Annotated in this window: 13 protein-coding genes and 1 tRNA gene; 9 read left to right on the top strand and 5 right to left on the bottom strand. The window is 64.3% G+C overall.

What is annotated here, in order from left to right; genetic code table 11:
• Nucleotides 1-157 precede the first annotated feature (157 nt).
• A complete protein-coding gene (locus BKM74_RS07335; RefSeq protein WP_086465081.1) occupies nt 158-1957 on the top strand; it encodes a PHA/PHB synthase family protein in 1800 nt (599 codons plus the stop codon).
• A 117-nt stretch (nt 1958-2074) separates the two neighbouring features.
• On the opposite strand, the gene BKM74_RS07330 is transcribed toward BKM74_RS07335, so the two are convergent.
• Nucleotides 2075-2165: transfer RNA gene (locus BKM74_RS07330), tRNA-Ser, on the bottom strand.
• Nucleotides 2166-2398: 233 nt separating this feature from the next.
• Between BKM74_RS07330 and BKM74_RS07325 the strand changes: the two genes are divergently transcribed.
• Nucleotides 2399-2716, top strand: a complete 318-nt coding sequence (locus BKM74_RS07325; RefSeq protein WP_086465032.1) for a hypothetical protein — start codon at nt 2399-2401, stop codon at nt 2714-2716.
• Here BKM74_RS07325 and BKM74_RS07320 read toward each other — a convergent pair.
• Complete coding sequence (locus BKM74_RS07320) at nt 2710-3177, bottom strand: MerR family transcriptional regulator (protein ID WP_086465031.1); 468 nt, start codon at nt 3175-3177, stop codon at nt 2710-2712. The genes BKM74_RS07325 and BKM74_RS07320 overlap by 7 nt on opposite strands.
• A gap of 98 nt (nt 3178-3275) precedes the next feature.
• Between BKM74_RS07320 and BKM74_RS07315 the strand changes: the two genes are divergently transcribed.
• Nucleotides 3276-3941, top strand: a complete 666-nt coding sequence (locus BKM74_RS07315; protein ID WP_086465030.1) for a cation transporter — start codon at nt 3276-3278, stop codon at nt 3939-3941.
• 124 nt (nt 3942-4065) lie between these two features.
• Nucleotides 4066-5685 (top strand): fumarate hydratase, encoded by a 1620-nt coding sequence (locus BKM74_RS07310; protein WP_086465029.1) that lies wholly within the window; start codon nt 4066-4068, stop codon nt 5683-5685.
• Nucleotides 5686-5879: 194 nt separating this feature from the next.
• Here BKM74_RS07310 and BKM74_RS07305 read toward each other — a convergent pair whose 3' ends face one another.
• The 3 genes from BKM74_RS07305 to BKM74_RS07295 form a co-directional block, all read right to left on the bottom strand.
• Nucleotides 5880-6803 carry a prephenate/arogenate dehydrogenase family protein gene (locus tag BKM74_RS07305; RefSeq protein ID WP_245825853.1) on the bottom strand — a complete coding sequence of 308 codons (924 nt, stop codon included), beginning with the start codon at nt 6801-6803 and terminating at the stop codon, nt 5880-5882.
• A complete protein-coding gene (gene hisC / locus BKM74_RS07300) occupies nt 6800-7885 on the bottom strand; it encodes a histidinol-phosphate transaminase (protein WP_086465028.1) in 1086 nt (361 codons plus the stop codon). The genes BKM74_RS07305 and hisC overlap by 4 nt, the downstream gene beginning before the upstream one ends.
• A gap of 78 nt (nt 7886-7963) precedes the next feature.
• Nucleotides 7964-8812: a chorismate mutase gene (locus BKM74_RS07295; RefSeq protein ID WP_086465027.1), complete on the bottom strand. Its 849-nt coding sequence runs from the start codon at nt 8810-8812 to the stop codon at nt 7964-7966.
• Nucleotides 8813-8950: 138 nt separating this feature from the next.
• On the opposite strand from BKM74_RS07295, the gene metX reads away from it, so the two are divergent.
• From metX to BKM74_RS07270, 5 genes are all read left to right on the top strand, one after another.
• Nucleotides 8951-10159, top strand: a complete 1209-nt coding sequence (metX, locus tag BKM74_RS07290; protein ID WP_099045572.1) for a homoserine O-acetyltransferase MetX — start codon at nt 8951-8953, stop codon at nt 10157-10159.
• Nucleotides 10156-10791, top strand: a complete 636-nt coding sequence (gene metW / locus BKM74_RS07285) for a methionine biosynthesis protein MetW (RefSeq protein ID WP_086465026.1) — start codon at nt 10156-10158, stop codon at nt 10789-10791. Before metX ends, metW begins: the two co-directional genes overlap by 4 nt.
• Nucleotides 10792-10856: 65 nt before the next feature.
• Entirely contained in the window at nt 10857-12344 is a 1488-nt protein-coding gene (locus BKM74_RS07280; RefSeq protein WP_086465025.1) for a M10 family metallopeptidase C-terminal domain-containing protein, read from the top strand.
• Between the two features lie 100 nt (nt 12345-12444).
• The gene (gene trxB, locus BKM74_RS07275) at nt 12445-13428 is read left to right on the top strand and encodes a thioredoxin-disulfide reductase (protein WP_176342434.1); all 984 of its coding nucleotides are present in this window, start codon (nt 12445-12447) and stop codon (nt 13426-13428) included.
• Nucleotides 13429-13528: 100 nt separating this feature from the next.
• Nucleotides 13529-14422, top strand: coding sequence for a LysR family transcriptional regulator (locus BKM74_RS07270; protein WP_086465023.1), 894 nt, complete (start codon nt 13529-13531; stop codon nt 14420-14422).
• Nucleotides 14423-14812: the final 390 nt, after the last annotated feature.

Raw genomic sequence — 14812 nt, 5'->3', positions numbered from 1 at the left:
GCGTGACTCCTTTCCAAGAAGACCAAGGTGCTTATTTTGGCAGTGCAGCAAAATTACGCATTGATCTAGCTCAACTGCGCGCAGCAATATTTTCTCTATGCTTTACGCGGCCGGCAGGTAGCTGGGTATGCTGCGATGCAAAAAGGCTTTGGAGATCATGCAGGACAAGAGCGACGGACATCGTCCGGTTTTTACTGGGCCTGACCCCGACGAAGGCCTCGGCAGCGAGGCTTTCCGCGCGATTGACCGGATACGCGAGGCGCTGAGCGCCCGGGTGACCGGCGGCATTTCCCCGGCAGCGGTAGCGCTGGCCTATTTCGACTGGTCGATCCACCTTGCCTCGGCGCCGGGAAAACGCCTGGAACTGATCGACAAGGCGATGCGCAAGACGGCGCGCCTCTATGCCTGGCTGCTGATGGCCGGCATGCATCCCGACACGCCGCCCTGTATCGAACCGTTGCCGGGCGACAGCCGGTTCCGGGACGATATCTGGCGCCAGCCGCCCTTCTGCTTCTATGCCCAGTCTTTTCTGATGGCCCAGCAATGGTGGCACAACGTCACGCATGAGGTGCCGGGCGTCAGCCCGCATCACGAGAATGTGGTGTCCTTCATCGCGCGCCAGCTGCTCGATACCGTCTCGCCCTCTAACCTGCCTTTCACCAATCCCGAGGTGATCCGCAAGACCATCGAGACCGGCGGCGCCAATTTCCTGCGGGGATGGCAGAACTGGCAGGAGGACATCACCCGCCTGGCCACCAACCAGCCGCCTGCGGGCGCGGAGAAATTCGCGGTTGGCCGGGATGTCGCGGCGACACCGGGCAAGGTGGTGTTCCGCAACCACCTGATCGAGCTAATCCAGTATGCGCCAGCGACGGAGACCGTGCTGGCGGAGCCGGTGCTGATCGTGCCGGCCTGGATCATGAAATATTACATTCTCGACCTGTCGCCGCACAATTCACTGATCCGCTATCTGGTGGAGCAGGGCCATACGGTGTTCTGCGTCTCCTGGCGCAATCCGACCGCCGCCGACCGCGATCTCTCCCTGGACGATTACCGCCGCATGGGGGTGATGGAGGCGCTTGACGCCATCGCCGCCATCCTGCCCGGCCGCAAGGTCCACGCGGCGGGCTATTGCCTCGGCGGAACCCTTTTGGCCATTGCCGCGGCCGCCATGGCGCATGGGGCGGCGCATGGCCCGGATGATCGTCTGGCCACGATCACCCTCATGGCCGCGCAGACCGACTTCACTGAACCGGGCGAACTGGCGCTGTTCATCGACCACAGCCAGATGCATTTCCTCGAGAGCATGATGTGGAACCGGGGCTATCTCTCGGAAGATCAGATGGCCGGCGCCTTCCAGCTGCTGCGCACCAACGATCTGGTCTGGTCGCGCCATGTTCACGACTATCTCATGGGCGAGCGTACGCCGATGAATGACCTGATGGCGTGGAACGCGGATTCGACGCGCATGCCCTACCGGATGCATGCGGAATATCTGCAGCGCCTCTATCTCGGCAATGAACTGGCCGCCGGTTGCTTCATGGTGGAAGGGCGCGCCGCCGCGCTGCAGAACATCCGTGCGCCGATGTTTGTCGTCGGCACCGAGCGCGACCATGTCGCCCCCTGGCGGTCGGTGTACAAGCTGCACCAGATCACCGACACGGACATCACCTTCGTGCTGACCAGCGGCGGGCACAATGCCGGCATCGTCAGCGAACCCGGCCATTCCCACCGGCATTATCGCATCGCGCTGCACCGCGACGCCGATCCCTATATCGGCCCCGACGAGTGGCTGAAGGCGTCGGCGCTGCAGGAGGGCTCCTGGTGGCCGGCATGGTCGCGCTGGCTGGCGGCCAATTCCGGCGAGGAGCGCGTGCCGCCGCCGCCGATGGGGGCCGCGCGCAAGGGCTACAAGCCGCTGGGGGATGCGCCCGGCAGCTATGTTTTCCAGAAATGACGCGGTGTCGTAGGGAACGATACCGCCATTATGGTGAAGTCAGCAGGATGAGGAGCAGGATGGGTGAAACTCCCATCCGAAAAAATAAATGGTGACGTTGATAAATTAAAAGAAAACTGGCGGAGGGAGCGGGATTCGAACCCGCGAAGAGCTATTAACCCTTACACACTTTCCAGGCGTGCGCCTTCAACCACTCGGCCATCCCTCCGGCCTGACGGCGCGCGCCGGAGCGCACCCGTTTTGGAAGCGCCGCAACCTAGCCGAGAGCGCCCCCGGATGCAATGGCCGATACGCGCCGGAGGCAATCTTCCGCTTATGGTGCCGGAAGCGCGCGTCACGGGCCGTCACGAAACCGTTATGCGGCCGGCCGCGCCCCAATGAATCATTGCCGCCGCAGGGGGTTAACGGCACACTACTCCAGTCTTCCGCGATTGGAAAATCATGCGTATCGTCGGTCAAGTCCTGGGGTGGGTGCTGATTCTGGCCGCAGTTGCGGTGATCGGGGCCGATGTGCTGGCGGCACTCGACTCCGGCCAGTTCATGCCGCGCCCTGCCGGCCAGCTCTGGTTCCAGCTTGATGTCGGCAGCCTCAATCTGCTGCAGGCCGTGGTGCAGCGCTATCTGCATCCCTCGATCTGGGACCCCGGTATCGTCTCCGTGCTGCTGCTGCCGGCCTTTGTCGTGCTGGCCGTGCCCGGTGTGCTGCTGGCGCTGCTGTGCCGGCCCCGGTCGGATCGCCGCAAGCCGTTGTTTTACTGAGGTATTTGCTCTGCGACCTGATGGCCGGCGGTGAGGTGATCCTGCGCGAGGCAATGGCCATGGCTGTGGTCGGACAGCGTCTCGATGACCCGGCATTCGGCAATGCGGCCGCCCGCACATTCCGCAATCATGCGGACCAGCTCTTCCTCCAGCGCCTGCAGCCGCGCGATCTTGTGCCGGACATCGGCCAGGTGCCGGGTGGCGATCCCGTCGGCGGCGGCGCAGGATTCCTCGGGCGTGCTGTAGAGCGTCAGCAACTCGCGGATCGTCTCCAGCGAAAACCCCAGCTCCCGCGCATGGCGCAGAAAACCCAGCTGCTTGCGGTGGCGCTCGTCATAGCGGCGCTGCCCGCCCGCCGTGCGCCCGACCGCCGGCAGCAGGCCCTGTTCCTCGTACCAGCGCACCGTCTGCTCGTTGCAGCCGGCCTCGCGCGCAATTTCGCGGATTCCATAGCTGGTCATTTTTTCCCCTTGAAGCTCAAACGACTGTAGCTCTCATCTTCAGATGCGAAGCCCCTGCGGCAGATGCAAGAGGGCGGCTATTGCAAGAGGATGGAAAGATGAGCGGCTGTTGCGGTCCTTCGCACGACCATGGGGGGCACGATCATGGACATGACCATGGCGGGATGTTCGATGGCGCCACGCCGGCCTACCGCCGGGTGTTGCTGATCGTGCTGGCGATCAACGCGGCGATGTTCGCGGTCGAAGTGGCGGCCGGCGCCGTGGCCGGATCGGTCGCGCTCTATGCCGATGCGCTGGATTTCGCCATGGATGCGGCGACCTACGGCATTTCCTTCTGGGCCATCGGCCGGGCGGCGGAGACCCGTGCCCGCGTCGCGCTGCTGAAGGGGGGAAGCCTCGGGCTGATGGGGACGGGCGTGCTGGCGCTGGCACTGTGGCGGCTGTTCGACGGATCGCCACCGGAGCCGTTCACCATGGGCGCCATCGGGCTGCTGGCGCTGGCCGCCAATGTGGTCAGCGCGGTGCTGCTGTATCGCTGGCGCGATGGCGATGCCAATGTCGCCTCGGTCTGGCAATGCTCGCGCAACGACGCCATCGGCAATGTGCTGGTCTGCGTGGCGGCGCTGGGTGTGTTCGGCACCGGCAGCGCGCTGCCGGATCTGATCGTGGCGTCGCTGATGGCCGGGCTGTTCCTGAACTCGTCCTTCCGCATCGTGCGGCAGGCGCTGGGTGAGCTGCGCATGGCAGCAGCGCAGGCGGGATAGGCGGGGAAGCTGCGCGGGCCACTGGATTTTGCCTGTCCCGCCTGCTACCTGTTGCGCCGAACCCAGAACAGCAAGGCGGGCCGCCGAAGCGCCGCCCGGCACCAGCAGATCGAGGCAACGCCCCATGGTCGATTTCGTCTATCAGGACATGTTCCCGCTGGGGGAGGACAACACCCCCTACCGCAAGCTCACCGACGACTTCGTCTCCACCGCCACGCTGGACGGCACGGAGATCCTGAAGGTCGACCCACAGGCGCTCACCCTGCTGACCGATGAGGCGTTCAAGGACATCTCGCATCTGCTGCGTCCCGGCCATCTGGCGCAGCTGCGCGCCATCCTGGATGATGCGGAAGCCTCGCCCAACGACAAATATGTCGCCTTCGACCTGCTGAAGACGGCGAACATCTCGGCCGGCGGCGTGCTGCCGATGTGCCAGGATACCGGCACCGCCATCATCATGGGCAAGAAGGGCCAGAAGGTGTGGACCGGCGGCGGCGACGAGGCGGCCATCGCGCGCGGCGTGTTCAAAACCTATACCGAGACCAACCTGCGTTACAGCCAGCTGGCCCCCTTGAGCATGTTCAAGGAGAAGAACACCGGCTCCAACCTGCCGGCGCAGATCGAGATCTACGCCACCGAGGGCGACGCCTACAAATTCCTGTTCATGGCCAAGGGCGGCGGTTCGGCCAACAAGGCCTTCCTCTATCAGCAGACGCCGGCGGTGCTGAACCCGGAGAAGCTCTTCGGCTTCCTGGAGGAGAAGATCAAGACGCTGGGCACGGCGGCCTGCCCGCCCTACCACCTGGCCATCGTCATCGGCGGCACCTCGGCCGAGCTGAATATGAAGACGGTGAAGCTGGCCTCGGCGCGCTATCTCGACGGGCTTCCGACCCAGGGCAGCGAGACCGGCCATGCCTTCCGCGATCTGGAAGCCGAGGCGAAGGTGCTGGAGATGACCCGGCAGATGGGCATCGGCGCGCAGTTCGGCGGCAAGTATTTCTGCCATGATGTGCGCGTCATCCGGCTGCCGCGCCATGGCGCCTCGGTGCCGATCGGCCTTGGCGTTTCCTGCTCCGCCGACCGCCAGGCTGTCGGCAAGATCACCAGGGAAGGCGTGTTCTTGGAGGCGCTGGAGCGCCATCCCGAGAAGTACCTGCCGGAAGTCACCGACGACAAGCTGGGCGGCGAGGTGGTCCAGGTCGATCTGAACCGGCCGATGGCGGAAATCCGCAAGCAGCTCTCGCAGTACCCGATCAAGACGCGGCTGTCGCTCTCCGGCCCGATGATCGTCGCGCGCGATCTGGCGCATACCAAGATGAAGGAGCGGATCGACAGCGGCGAGGGCCTGCCGGATTATTTCAAGGAACACATCATCTATTACGCCGGCCCGGCCAAGACGCCGGCGGGCTATGCCTCCGGCTCGTTCGGCCCGACCACGGCGGGGCGCATGGATTCCTATGCCGAGATCATGATGAAGAATGGCGGCAGCTTCATCTCGCTGGCCAAGGGCAACCGCTCGGCCCAGGTGAAGAACGCCTGCAAGACCTATGGCGGCTTCTATCTCGGCTCGATCGGCGGCTCTGCCGCGCGGCTGGCGCAGGACTGCATCAAGAAGGTCGAGCTGCTGGAATATCCCGAGCTTGGCATGGAAGCGGTCTGGCGCATCGAGATCGAGAACTTCCCCGCCTTCATCATCATGGATGACAAGGGCAACGACTTCTTCGCCGACCTGCTGCCGGAGTAGGGATGCGGGGAGAACGGCGCAGGCCACGCCATTTCACCAGACGTCATTCCCGGCCCCAAGCCCCATGGGTGCCGGGAATCCAGGGTTCTCAGCCTGCTCGACTGACATCCATCGAGCCGAGGCCTGGACCCCCGCAACAAGTGCGGGGGTGACGACCGGAGTAGATGGTGGGGCGTCGGTTGTTTTTTGCCGGCTTACGCCTGCTTGGCCTCGATGATGCCGCGGCGGATGGCACGGGTGCGGGTGAACATCTGTTCCAGCGTGTCGGCCTCGCCCCAGCGGATCGCCCGCTGCAGATGGGTGATGTCCTCGGAGAAACGTTGCAGCATCTCCAGCACGGCTTCCCGGTTGTTCAGGAAGATGTCGCGCCACATCACCGGATCGGAGGCGGCGATGCGGGTGAAGTCGCGGAAGCCCGAGGCGGAGAATTTGATGACCTCGTTCTTCGTGCTTTCCTCCAGCCCGACCGCCGTGCCGACGATGGTGTAGGCGATCAGATGCGGCAGATGCGAGGTGATGGCCAGCACCTTGTCGTGATGCTCGGCATCCATCTCCTCGATCATGCTGCCGGCCCCTTCCCAGAACCGCCGCAGTTTCGCCGTGGCCGCCGGATCGCCGCCGGGCAGTGGGGTGAGGATGCACCAGCGCCCCTCGAACAGCTCGGCGAAGCCGGCGTCCGGGCCGGAATGCTCGGTACCGGCGATCGGGTGGCCGGGGATGAAATGCACGCCCTCGGGGATATGCGGCCCCATGTCGCGCACCACGGCCTGCTTCACCGAGCCGACATCGGTGACAATGGCGCCGGGCTTCAGATAGGGCGCCATCGCCTCGGCCGCCGCCCCGCAGGCGCCAACCGGCGTGCAGACGATGACCAGCTCGGCGTCGGTCACCGCGCCCTTTATGTCTTCATGCAACGAATCGGCGAAGCCCAGCTCCGCGATCCGCTGGCGTGTTGCCGCGCTGCGCGAGGTGACGGCGACATGCCGGGCCAGGCCCTTCTTGCGTGACGCCCAGGCCAGCGACGACCCGATCAGCCCGCCGCCGATCAGCGCAATGCGGTTGAAGACGGGTTCGGTCCCAGGGGTGTTCTCTTGGGGGGTGTTCTCTTGCATGCTCATGTCAAAAACTCTGCCAGCGTGTCCACGACGATCTTCATTTCCTCCTCGGTACCCACCGAGAAGCGCAGATAGTCGGGCAGGCTATAGCTGCGCATTTCGCGCACCAGGATGCCGCGGCTGTTCAGGAAGGCCAGCGCCGCGTCGGCATTCTTCGCCGGATCGGACGGGAACCGCACCAGGAAGAAATTGGCGACCGTCGGCACGCACTCCAGCCCCAGCTTGGCAAAGGCGTCCTGCGTCCAGGGCACCATCTTCTCGTTATGCGCGCGGGCCTTCTCCTGGAAGGCAGTATCCTCCAGCGCGGCGATGCCGGCGGCCTGCGCCGCCAGGTTCACGTTGAAGGGGCCGCGCACCCGCTTCAGGATGTCGATCAGATAGGCCGAGCCATAACACCAGCCGAGCCGGAGGCCGGCCATTGCATAGAGCTTGGAGAAGGTGCGCATCATGATGACATTCTGCGCATTCTCCACCATCTCGATCCCGGCGGAGTAATCGTTCTTGCTGACGAACTCGGCATAGGCCGCGTCCAGCACCAGCACGACATTCTCCGGCAGCCTGGCGTGCAGGCTCTTCACTTCCTCGACCGTGTTGTAGCTGCCGGTCGGGTTGTTCGGGTTGGCCAGGAAGACAATCTTCGTCCGCTCCGTCACCTTCTCCAGGATCGCCTCGATATCGACGTGGAAATCCTTCTCCGGCGCCATCACCGGGGTTGCCCCCAGCGACTGCGTGGTGATCGGGAACATGCGGAAGCCGTACTGGGTGTAGATCACCTCGTCGCCGACGCCGGCGAAGGCCTTCACGATGACCTCGATCAGCTCGTCCGAGCCGTTGCCGCAGATCACCCGCGCCTCGTCCAGCCCGTGCTTCTTCGCAATCGCATGGGCCAGCGTGCCGGAGCCGCCCTCGGGATATCGGTGCAGATCGGCCGCCACGCTCTTATACGCCTCGACCGCCTTCGGGCTGGGGCCGAGCGCGCCCTCGTTCGCCGACAGCTTGATGACGCGCTGCTGCGTCGTCTTGCCGTGGGTGGCGACGTAGGGCTTCAGGGTAAGGACACCGGGACGCGGCTGCGGCAGCGACATGGGACACCTGGCAGTTGGTTGGGTTGCGGACTGTAAAGCAGGAACGGGGAAAAATCTCGAGGCGCTTGGCGCGGCGTATCAGCCCTGATGGGGCGTGGTATAGGGCGCGGCATAGCAGCCGAGATGGCAATATCGATGGATAAGCGGGGAGGGCAGGGGGAGGCTGGCATCGGGGGCGATGAAACGGTCGATCTCGACCAGTCGCCATCGCCCGTCCTGCATATCGGCAGATGCGAGAATGCGGCCCGTTTCGCCGAGCGCCGTAAGGACCGCCTTGTCGCTTGCATCGGCAGCGGCCAGCACCGCTAGCAGCGTGCGGTCCTCGCCGGTCTCCTCGACATCGAGGCGGGCCAGCGCGAAGGCATCGCCGCCCTGTGTATCGCGGCGGTTCGGCGTGTCGAACAGCGGCAGCCGGGCGACGGCGCGGATATCCTTCTGTTCCGTCAGGGCCAGCCACCAGGGCGACGCCTCGCCTTGCAGCGGTGCCGGCACCACGGCGACGGACAGGTCGCCGCCGGCCACGGCACTGACCAGCGCGTCCGCGCTGTCCTGCTCGGTCATGGCGATGTAGCTGCCGAAATGATCGCGCGCCAGGTTCCACAGTTCGCCGGCCTTGTCGGCGAAGATACCGACCGAGAAGCTGCCCTGCAGCGCCAGCGAGGCGCCCATGATCTCCTGCCAGACGCGCACCAGCGCGGCATCCGGGCAGTTGCCATTGTGGCGGCTGACCAGCGCGCGCAGCAGCTGCGCCTGCCGGCCCGGCCGCCAGTTATTGGCGCTCTGCTGGCTGCGCTTCAGCGCCGCGACCCGGCCCGTCACCTCGAATCGGCGCATCAGCAGCGTGTGCATCTCGCGGTCGAGCGAATCGATCTCGCGGCGCAGCGCTTCAAGCTCGTTCTGGTCGATGGTCGGTGCGGTCAGGGTCATGGATTCTCACGGGCTCGCGACAAGCGGCTAGATTTAGTCCGCAGCGTACCCAAAATCAAAGAAAACATTGACAGAGAGTGCCGGCGGTCCGTAGCAATCGGCACTTTTGTTTCGCAAGGGTAGCGGGTGCAGCGGATCATGGCCAACGCCACGAATGCGGAAACGTCCCACGACGCGCCGGCCCGTCCGGTGAGTGCGGAAGGCCGCGCTTTGCCTGGCCACAGCTTCGTCATCGGGACGGACGCGCCGCTGAAGCTGGAGTGCGGCGTCGATCTGGCGCCGGTGACCATCGCCTACCAGACCTATGGCACGCTGAATGCCGACCGGTCCAACGCGGTGCTGGTCTGCCATGCGCTGACCGGGGACCAGTTCTGCGCCGAACCGCACCCGGTGACCGGCAAGGAAGGCTGGTGGACCAGCATGATCGGGCCGGGCAAGCCGCTCGACCCCGCGCGGCATTTCATCATCTGCTCCAACGTGCTGGGCGGCTGCATGGGCTCGACCGGCCCGGCCTCCATCGATCCGGCGACCGGCAAGCCCTATGGCCTCACCCTGCCGGTCATCACGGTGGGCGACATGGTGCGCGCGCAGGCGCGGCTGATCGACCATCTGGGCATCGACACGCTGTTCTGCGTCATCGGCGGCTCGATGGGCGCGATGCAGGTGCTGGAATGGGCGGCGAGCTATTCCGAGCGGGTCTTCTGCGCCATTCCGATTGCCGGCGCGGCGCGCCACTCGGCGCAGAACATCGCCTTCCACGAGGTCGGAAGGCAGGCGATCATCGCCGACCCGGACTGGCGTGGCGGCGATTATGCCAGCCATCAGGTCAGGCCGGTGCGCGGGCTGGCGGTGGCGCGCATGGCGGCGCACATCACCTATCTGTCGGAGCCGGCGCTGCACCGCAAGTTCGGCCGCAATTTGCAGGACCGGCAGGCGATCACCTATGGGTTCGACGCCGATTTCCAGGTGGAAAGCTACCTGCGCTATCAGGGCTCCAGCTTCGTGGACCGGTTCGACGCCAACTCCTACCTCTATCTCACCCGGGCGATGGATTATTTCGACCTGGCCTATGAGCATGGCGGCGTGCTGGCCAATGCCTTCAAGGGCACGAAGACGCGCTTCTGCCTGGTTTCCTTCACCTCCGACTGGCTGTTCCCGACGCCGGAAAGCCGCGCCGTGGTGCATGCGCTGAACGCGGTCGCCGCCAATGTCAGCTTCTGCGAGATCGAGAGCGACAAGGGCCATGACGCCTTCCTGCTGGAGGAACCGGAAATGTTCGCTGTGCTGGGCGGCTTCCTGAAGGGCTGCGCCGAACATCGCGGGTTGGGCGAAGGCGGGCTGGTATGAAGCAGACACCAATTCGCACCGCGCCCCTGCGCGTCGATCTGCGGCTTATCGCCGACATGGTGGCGCCGGGCAGCCGCGTGCTGGATATCGGCTGCGGCGATGGCGACCTGCTGGACTGCCTGTGGCGCGAGAAGCAGGTGGACGGGCGCGGCATCGAGATCAGCCAGGCCGGCGTGAACGCCAGCGTGACGCGCGGCCTGTCGGTGATCCAGGGCAATGCCGACACCGACCTGGCGGATTTCCCGGCCGGCATCTTCGACTATGCGATCCTCAGCCAGACGCTGCAGGCGACCTATAATCCCAAGCGCGTGCTGGCGGAGCTGGTGCGCATCGGCAAGCGGGCCATCGTCTCGTTCCCGAATTTCGGGCACTGGCGGGTGCGCCGGCATCTGCTGACGCATGGCCGGATGCCGGTGACCGGCGCGCTGGCGCATGCCTGGTTCGACACGCCGAACATCCATCTGTGCACCATCGCCGACTTCGTCGAGCTGTGCGGGGAGCTTGGCATCGAGATCGAGCGCGGCCTGGCGCTGGATCTCGGCGGCCGGCCGCTGCCCGGCATCTCCGGCACCGGCTGGCGCGCCAACCTGTTCGGCGAACAGGGACTTTTCCTGCTGAGCAAGGCCGGCTGACGGCTTTCCTGTCGGCAAGGTCTTGCTGGTGATGTATCCTTCTCTGGCTGAAGGAGGGGGGATTGATGCCGGCACCGAATCAGAGCGGATTTTACTATGAAGACGCGAGCAACAGTGGTGATTACCGCATTGACAGCCTGATTGGCGGTTACTACTGGCTCAGCGAGAGTTCTTCTGCTTCCGCTACCGTCATCACCTATTCCTTCGCGGGTTACGGCAGTTTCTGGGGAACCAGCGTTTACGAGCAGAATGATTCCGAACCATGGGATCCGGGTTTCGCGCCGCTGAACGACTGGCAGCAGGACGCCGTACGCGCCGCGCTGGAAAGCTGGAGTGACGTTGCCAACATCCAGTTTGTCGAGGTCGCGGAGACCTCCAGCAATGTCGGCACCATGCGCTTCGCTTTCACTGGCTACGAGATGGATGGATCGGCCGCCTATGCCTATTATCCTGGCTATTGGCCGAATGCCGGCGATGTCTGGATCAACCCGACATATGCCAACGATTCTGATTGGAGCGCCGGTACCTACAATTTCTCGACGCTGGTGCATGAGATCGGCCACGCGCTGGGGCTGAAGCACCCGTTCGAAGGCGGCGACAATGGCATGACCCTGTCGCTGGCCGAGGACGACTCGGCCAATTCGGTAATGTCCTACAGCGCGCTCGACGGCAATCAGAGCACCTACAACGTGCTCGAGCCATCGACCCCGATGGCCTACGACATCCTGACGATCCAGGCGCTCTATGGCGCGAATGCCAGCCACAACAGCGGCGACAGCACCTACAGCTTTGCCGCCAATGGCAGCTATTACGAGACGATCTGGGATGCTGGCGGTACCGACACCCTCGTCGCCACCGGCAGTCAATCGGTGCTGATCGACCTGACGGCGGGCAACTGGAGTTCCCTGGGCGCGCCGATCCAGATCTATGGCGACGGCATTGCCGACTATGTCTATCAATCCTCGACCGTGCGCATCGCCTATGGCGTGACCATCGAGAACGCGACCGGCGGCAGCGGCAACGACACCATCACCGGCAATGATGCGGACAATGCCATCACCGGCGGGGGCGGCAGCGATTCCATCGTGGCAGGTTTCGGCAGCGACTATATCGATGTGGCCGGCACCGGGAACAGCACCGTGAATGGCGGCAACCAGGGCGACACCATCCTGGGCGGTTCCGGCAATGACGAGCTGCGCGCCGGCAAGGGGCTGGACTACATCAATGCCGGGGCGGGCAACGACACGCTCTATGCCGGCCTCGGCATCGACACCATGGTCGGCGGCGGCGGGTCGGACGTGTTCGTGGTGCGCGGCTATGATGCGCGTAACCCTGGTGCATTGCTGCGCCCGACCATCACCGACTTCGAAGACGGCTTCGACCGCATCGCCATTCAGGGTGTGTCTGATATCGAGGCTGTCCTCAATACGCAGACGGCAATCGACGGCGGCGTGACGCTGACGGTGGACGGGCCGAGGCCGGCCATCATCACGGTGATGGGCGTCTCCACCCTCGATACCGGCGATTTCCTGTCAGGCGGTTCGTTCGTGTGATCCATTAAGGGCAAGGCGGTGGCATTTCGGTGCCGCCGCCTTATTGTCTCATGCGTCAGGTCCGCCTATGTTGGGGCTATCCCTCAACAAGGTTGCCATCATGCCCACGGAAAAGCACACCAAGCTCCTCATCATCGGGTCCGGCCCGGCCGGTTACACCGCCGCCATCTATGCCGCGCGCGCCAATATCAGCCCGATCATGGTGCAGGGGCTGCAGCCGGGCGGGCAGCTGACCATCACCACCGATGTGGAGAATTACCCGGGCTTCGCTGACGTCATCCAGGGCCCCTGGCTGATGGAGCAGATGGAGGCGCAGGCGCGCCATGTCGGCACCGAGATCATCTTCGACATCATCACCGATGTGGATTTCAGCCGCCGGCCATTCCGCGCCACGGCGGATTCCGGGGATGTCTATATCGCCGAGACGCTGGTGATCGCGACCGGCGCGCAGGCGCGCTGGCTGGGTCTCGAGTCGGAGAAGAAGTTCCAGGGCGGCGGCGTGTCGGCCTGCGCCACCTGCGACGGCTTCTTCTTCCGCGGCAAGGAGGTTGCCATCGTCGGCGGCGGCAACACCGCGGTGGAAGAGGCGATCTACCTCACCAACCATGCCAGCAAGGTGACGCTGATCCATCGCCGCGACAGCTTGCGCGCCGAGAAGATCATGCAGGACCGGCTGTTCCGCAATCCCAAGGTCGCGGTGATCTGGAATCACACGGTGGAGGAGGTGCTGGGCACCGAGAACCCGAACCAGGTGACCGGCCTGCGGCTGAAGAGCACCGAGGACGGGACCGAGCGCACGCTCGCCGCCGAGGGCTTCTTCGTCGCCATCGGCCACGATCCGGCGACCAGCCTGTTCAAGGGCAAGCTGGACATGGATTCTGAAGGCTATATCATCACCCGGCCTGATTCGACGGCGACCAGCATTCCCGGCGTGTATGCGGCGGGCGATGTGAAGGACAAGGTGTTCCGCCAGGCGGTCACCGCGGCCGGAATGGGATGCATGGCGGCGCTGGAGGCGGAACGCTTTCTGGCGGCGCAGGAGCATGATACCGTTGGACAGGCAGCCACCGTGGCCGCGCAGTAACGATACGCTCGCGCAGTCATTCCGCCAAAACCCTTGGCCAAACCCTTGGGGCGTAACGGTTTCTGTTGCGTTCCTGTAATCAGGTCGTCATCATCCAGCCATGGATTGGGATAAACTGCGCGTCTTCCACGCGGTAGCGGAAGCCGGCAGCTTCACGCATGCCGGAGAAACACTGAATTTGAGCCAGTCGGCCGTCAGCCGCCAGATCAGCGGGCTGGAGGAGCGGCTGCGTGTGCCGTTGTTCCATCGCCATGCGCGCGGCCTGATCCTGACCGAACAGGGCGAGATCCTCTACCGCACCACGCGGGAGATCTTCTCCAAGCTGGCGATGACCGAGGCGATGCTGGCGGAGGGGCGGGAGAAGCCCAAGGGGCCGCTGAAGATCACCACCACGGTGGCCTTCGGCTCGACCTGGCTCACGCCGAACATCAAGAGCTTCATCGACGCCTATCCGGAGATCGCCGTCACCCTGCTGGTGGACGATAACGAGCTGGATCTGTCGATGCGCGAGGCCGATGTGGCGATCCGCATGGCGCCGCCGCGCCAGCCGGACCTGATCCAGCGCCATCTGATGAACATCCATTTCCGCCTCTACGCCTCGCCCGCCTATCTGGAGCAGTTCGGCGAGCCGAAGTCGGCGGCGGAGCTGGGCAAGCACCGGCTGATCATCTATGGCGAACGCAGCCATCTGCCGTTCCCGGATGCCAACTGGCTGCTGCATCTGACGCGGCGTGAGAGCGGCGTGGCCACGCTGCCGGCGCTAACGGTGAACAATTACTATGCGATCTACCGCGCCTGCCTGACCGGCATCGGCATCGCGGCCCTGCCGGACTATATGGTGCGGCAGGATACCGAGCTGAAGCAGGTGCTGCCGGAAGTCGAGGGGCCACAGGTGCCGGCCTATTTCGTCTATCCGGAGGAGCTGCGCAATTCCAAGCGCATCACCGTGCTGCGCGAATTCCTGCTGCAGAACGTCGCGAACCAGCAATTCTAGGCGAAAAAGTCGCTAAAGGGCGGGAACGGAACGCAGATTCCGCCGTTTCGCTTTCCAGATGCTGGTGACGCGGCATCGCCTGCCTCGGATGCAAAGCATTTCGTATTAATGTTTTTGCAATACTTAAGACAGGGTCATGCAACTGGTGCATGACGGGCGTGAGAATTTATGCATGGAATTTCGGCAAGCGAGAGCATAAATCTTAGTCACTTCGATGTTGCGTTGCAGCATCAGGGTTCTCCGGAACCCGCGTCTCCCAGACGTGAAGCCTCCCTGTTCAACTTGCCGGCAATCCAATGGGTTGCCGGCATTTTTTTGCCTGATTGTCAGCCTGGCTTCCGGCTGTTCCCTTGTCATTGCCGGGTCAAGCTCGGGGGTGACAGAGAGTGT

The sequence above is a fragment of the Oceanibaculum nanhaiense genome, assembly GCF_002148795.1.
GTDB lineage: Bacteria > Pseudomonadota > Alphaproteobacteria > Oceanibaculales > Oceanibaculaceae > Oceanibaculum > Oceanibaculum nanhaiense.
Note: the sequence above shows the minus strand (reverse complement) of the source record. Positions and strands in the feature narration are given on the sequence as shown.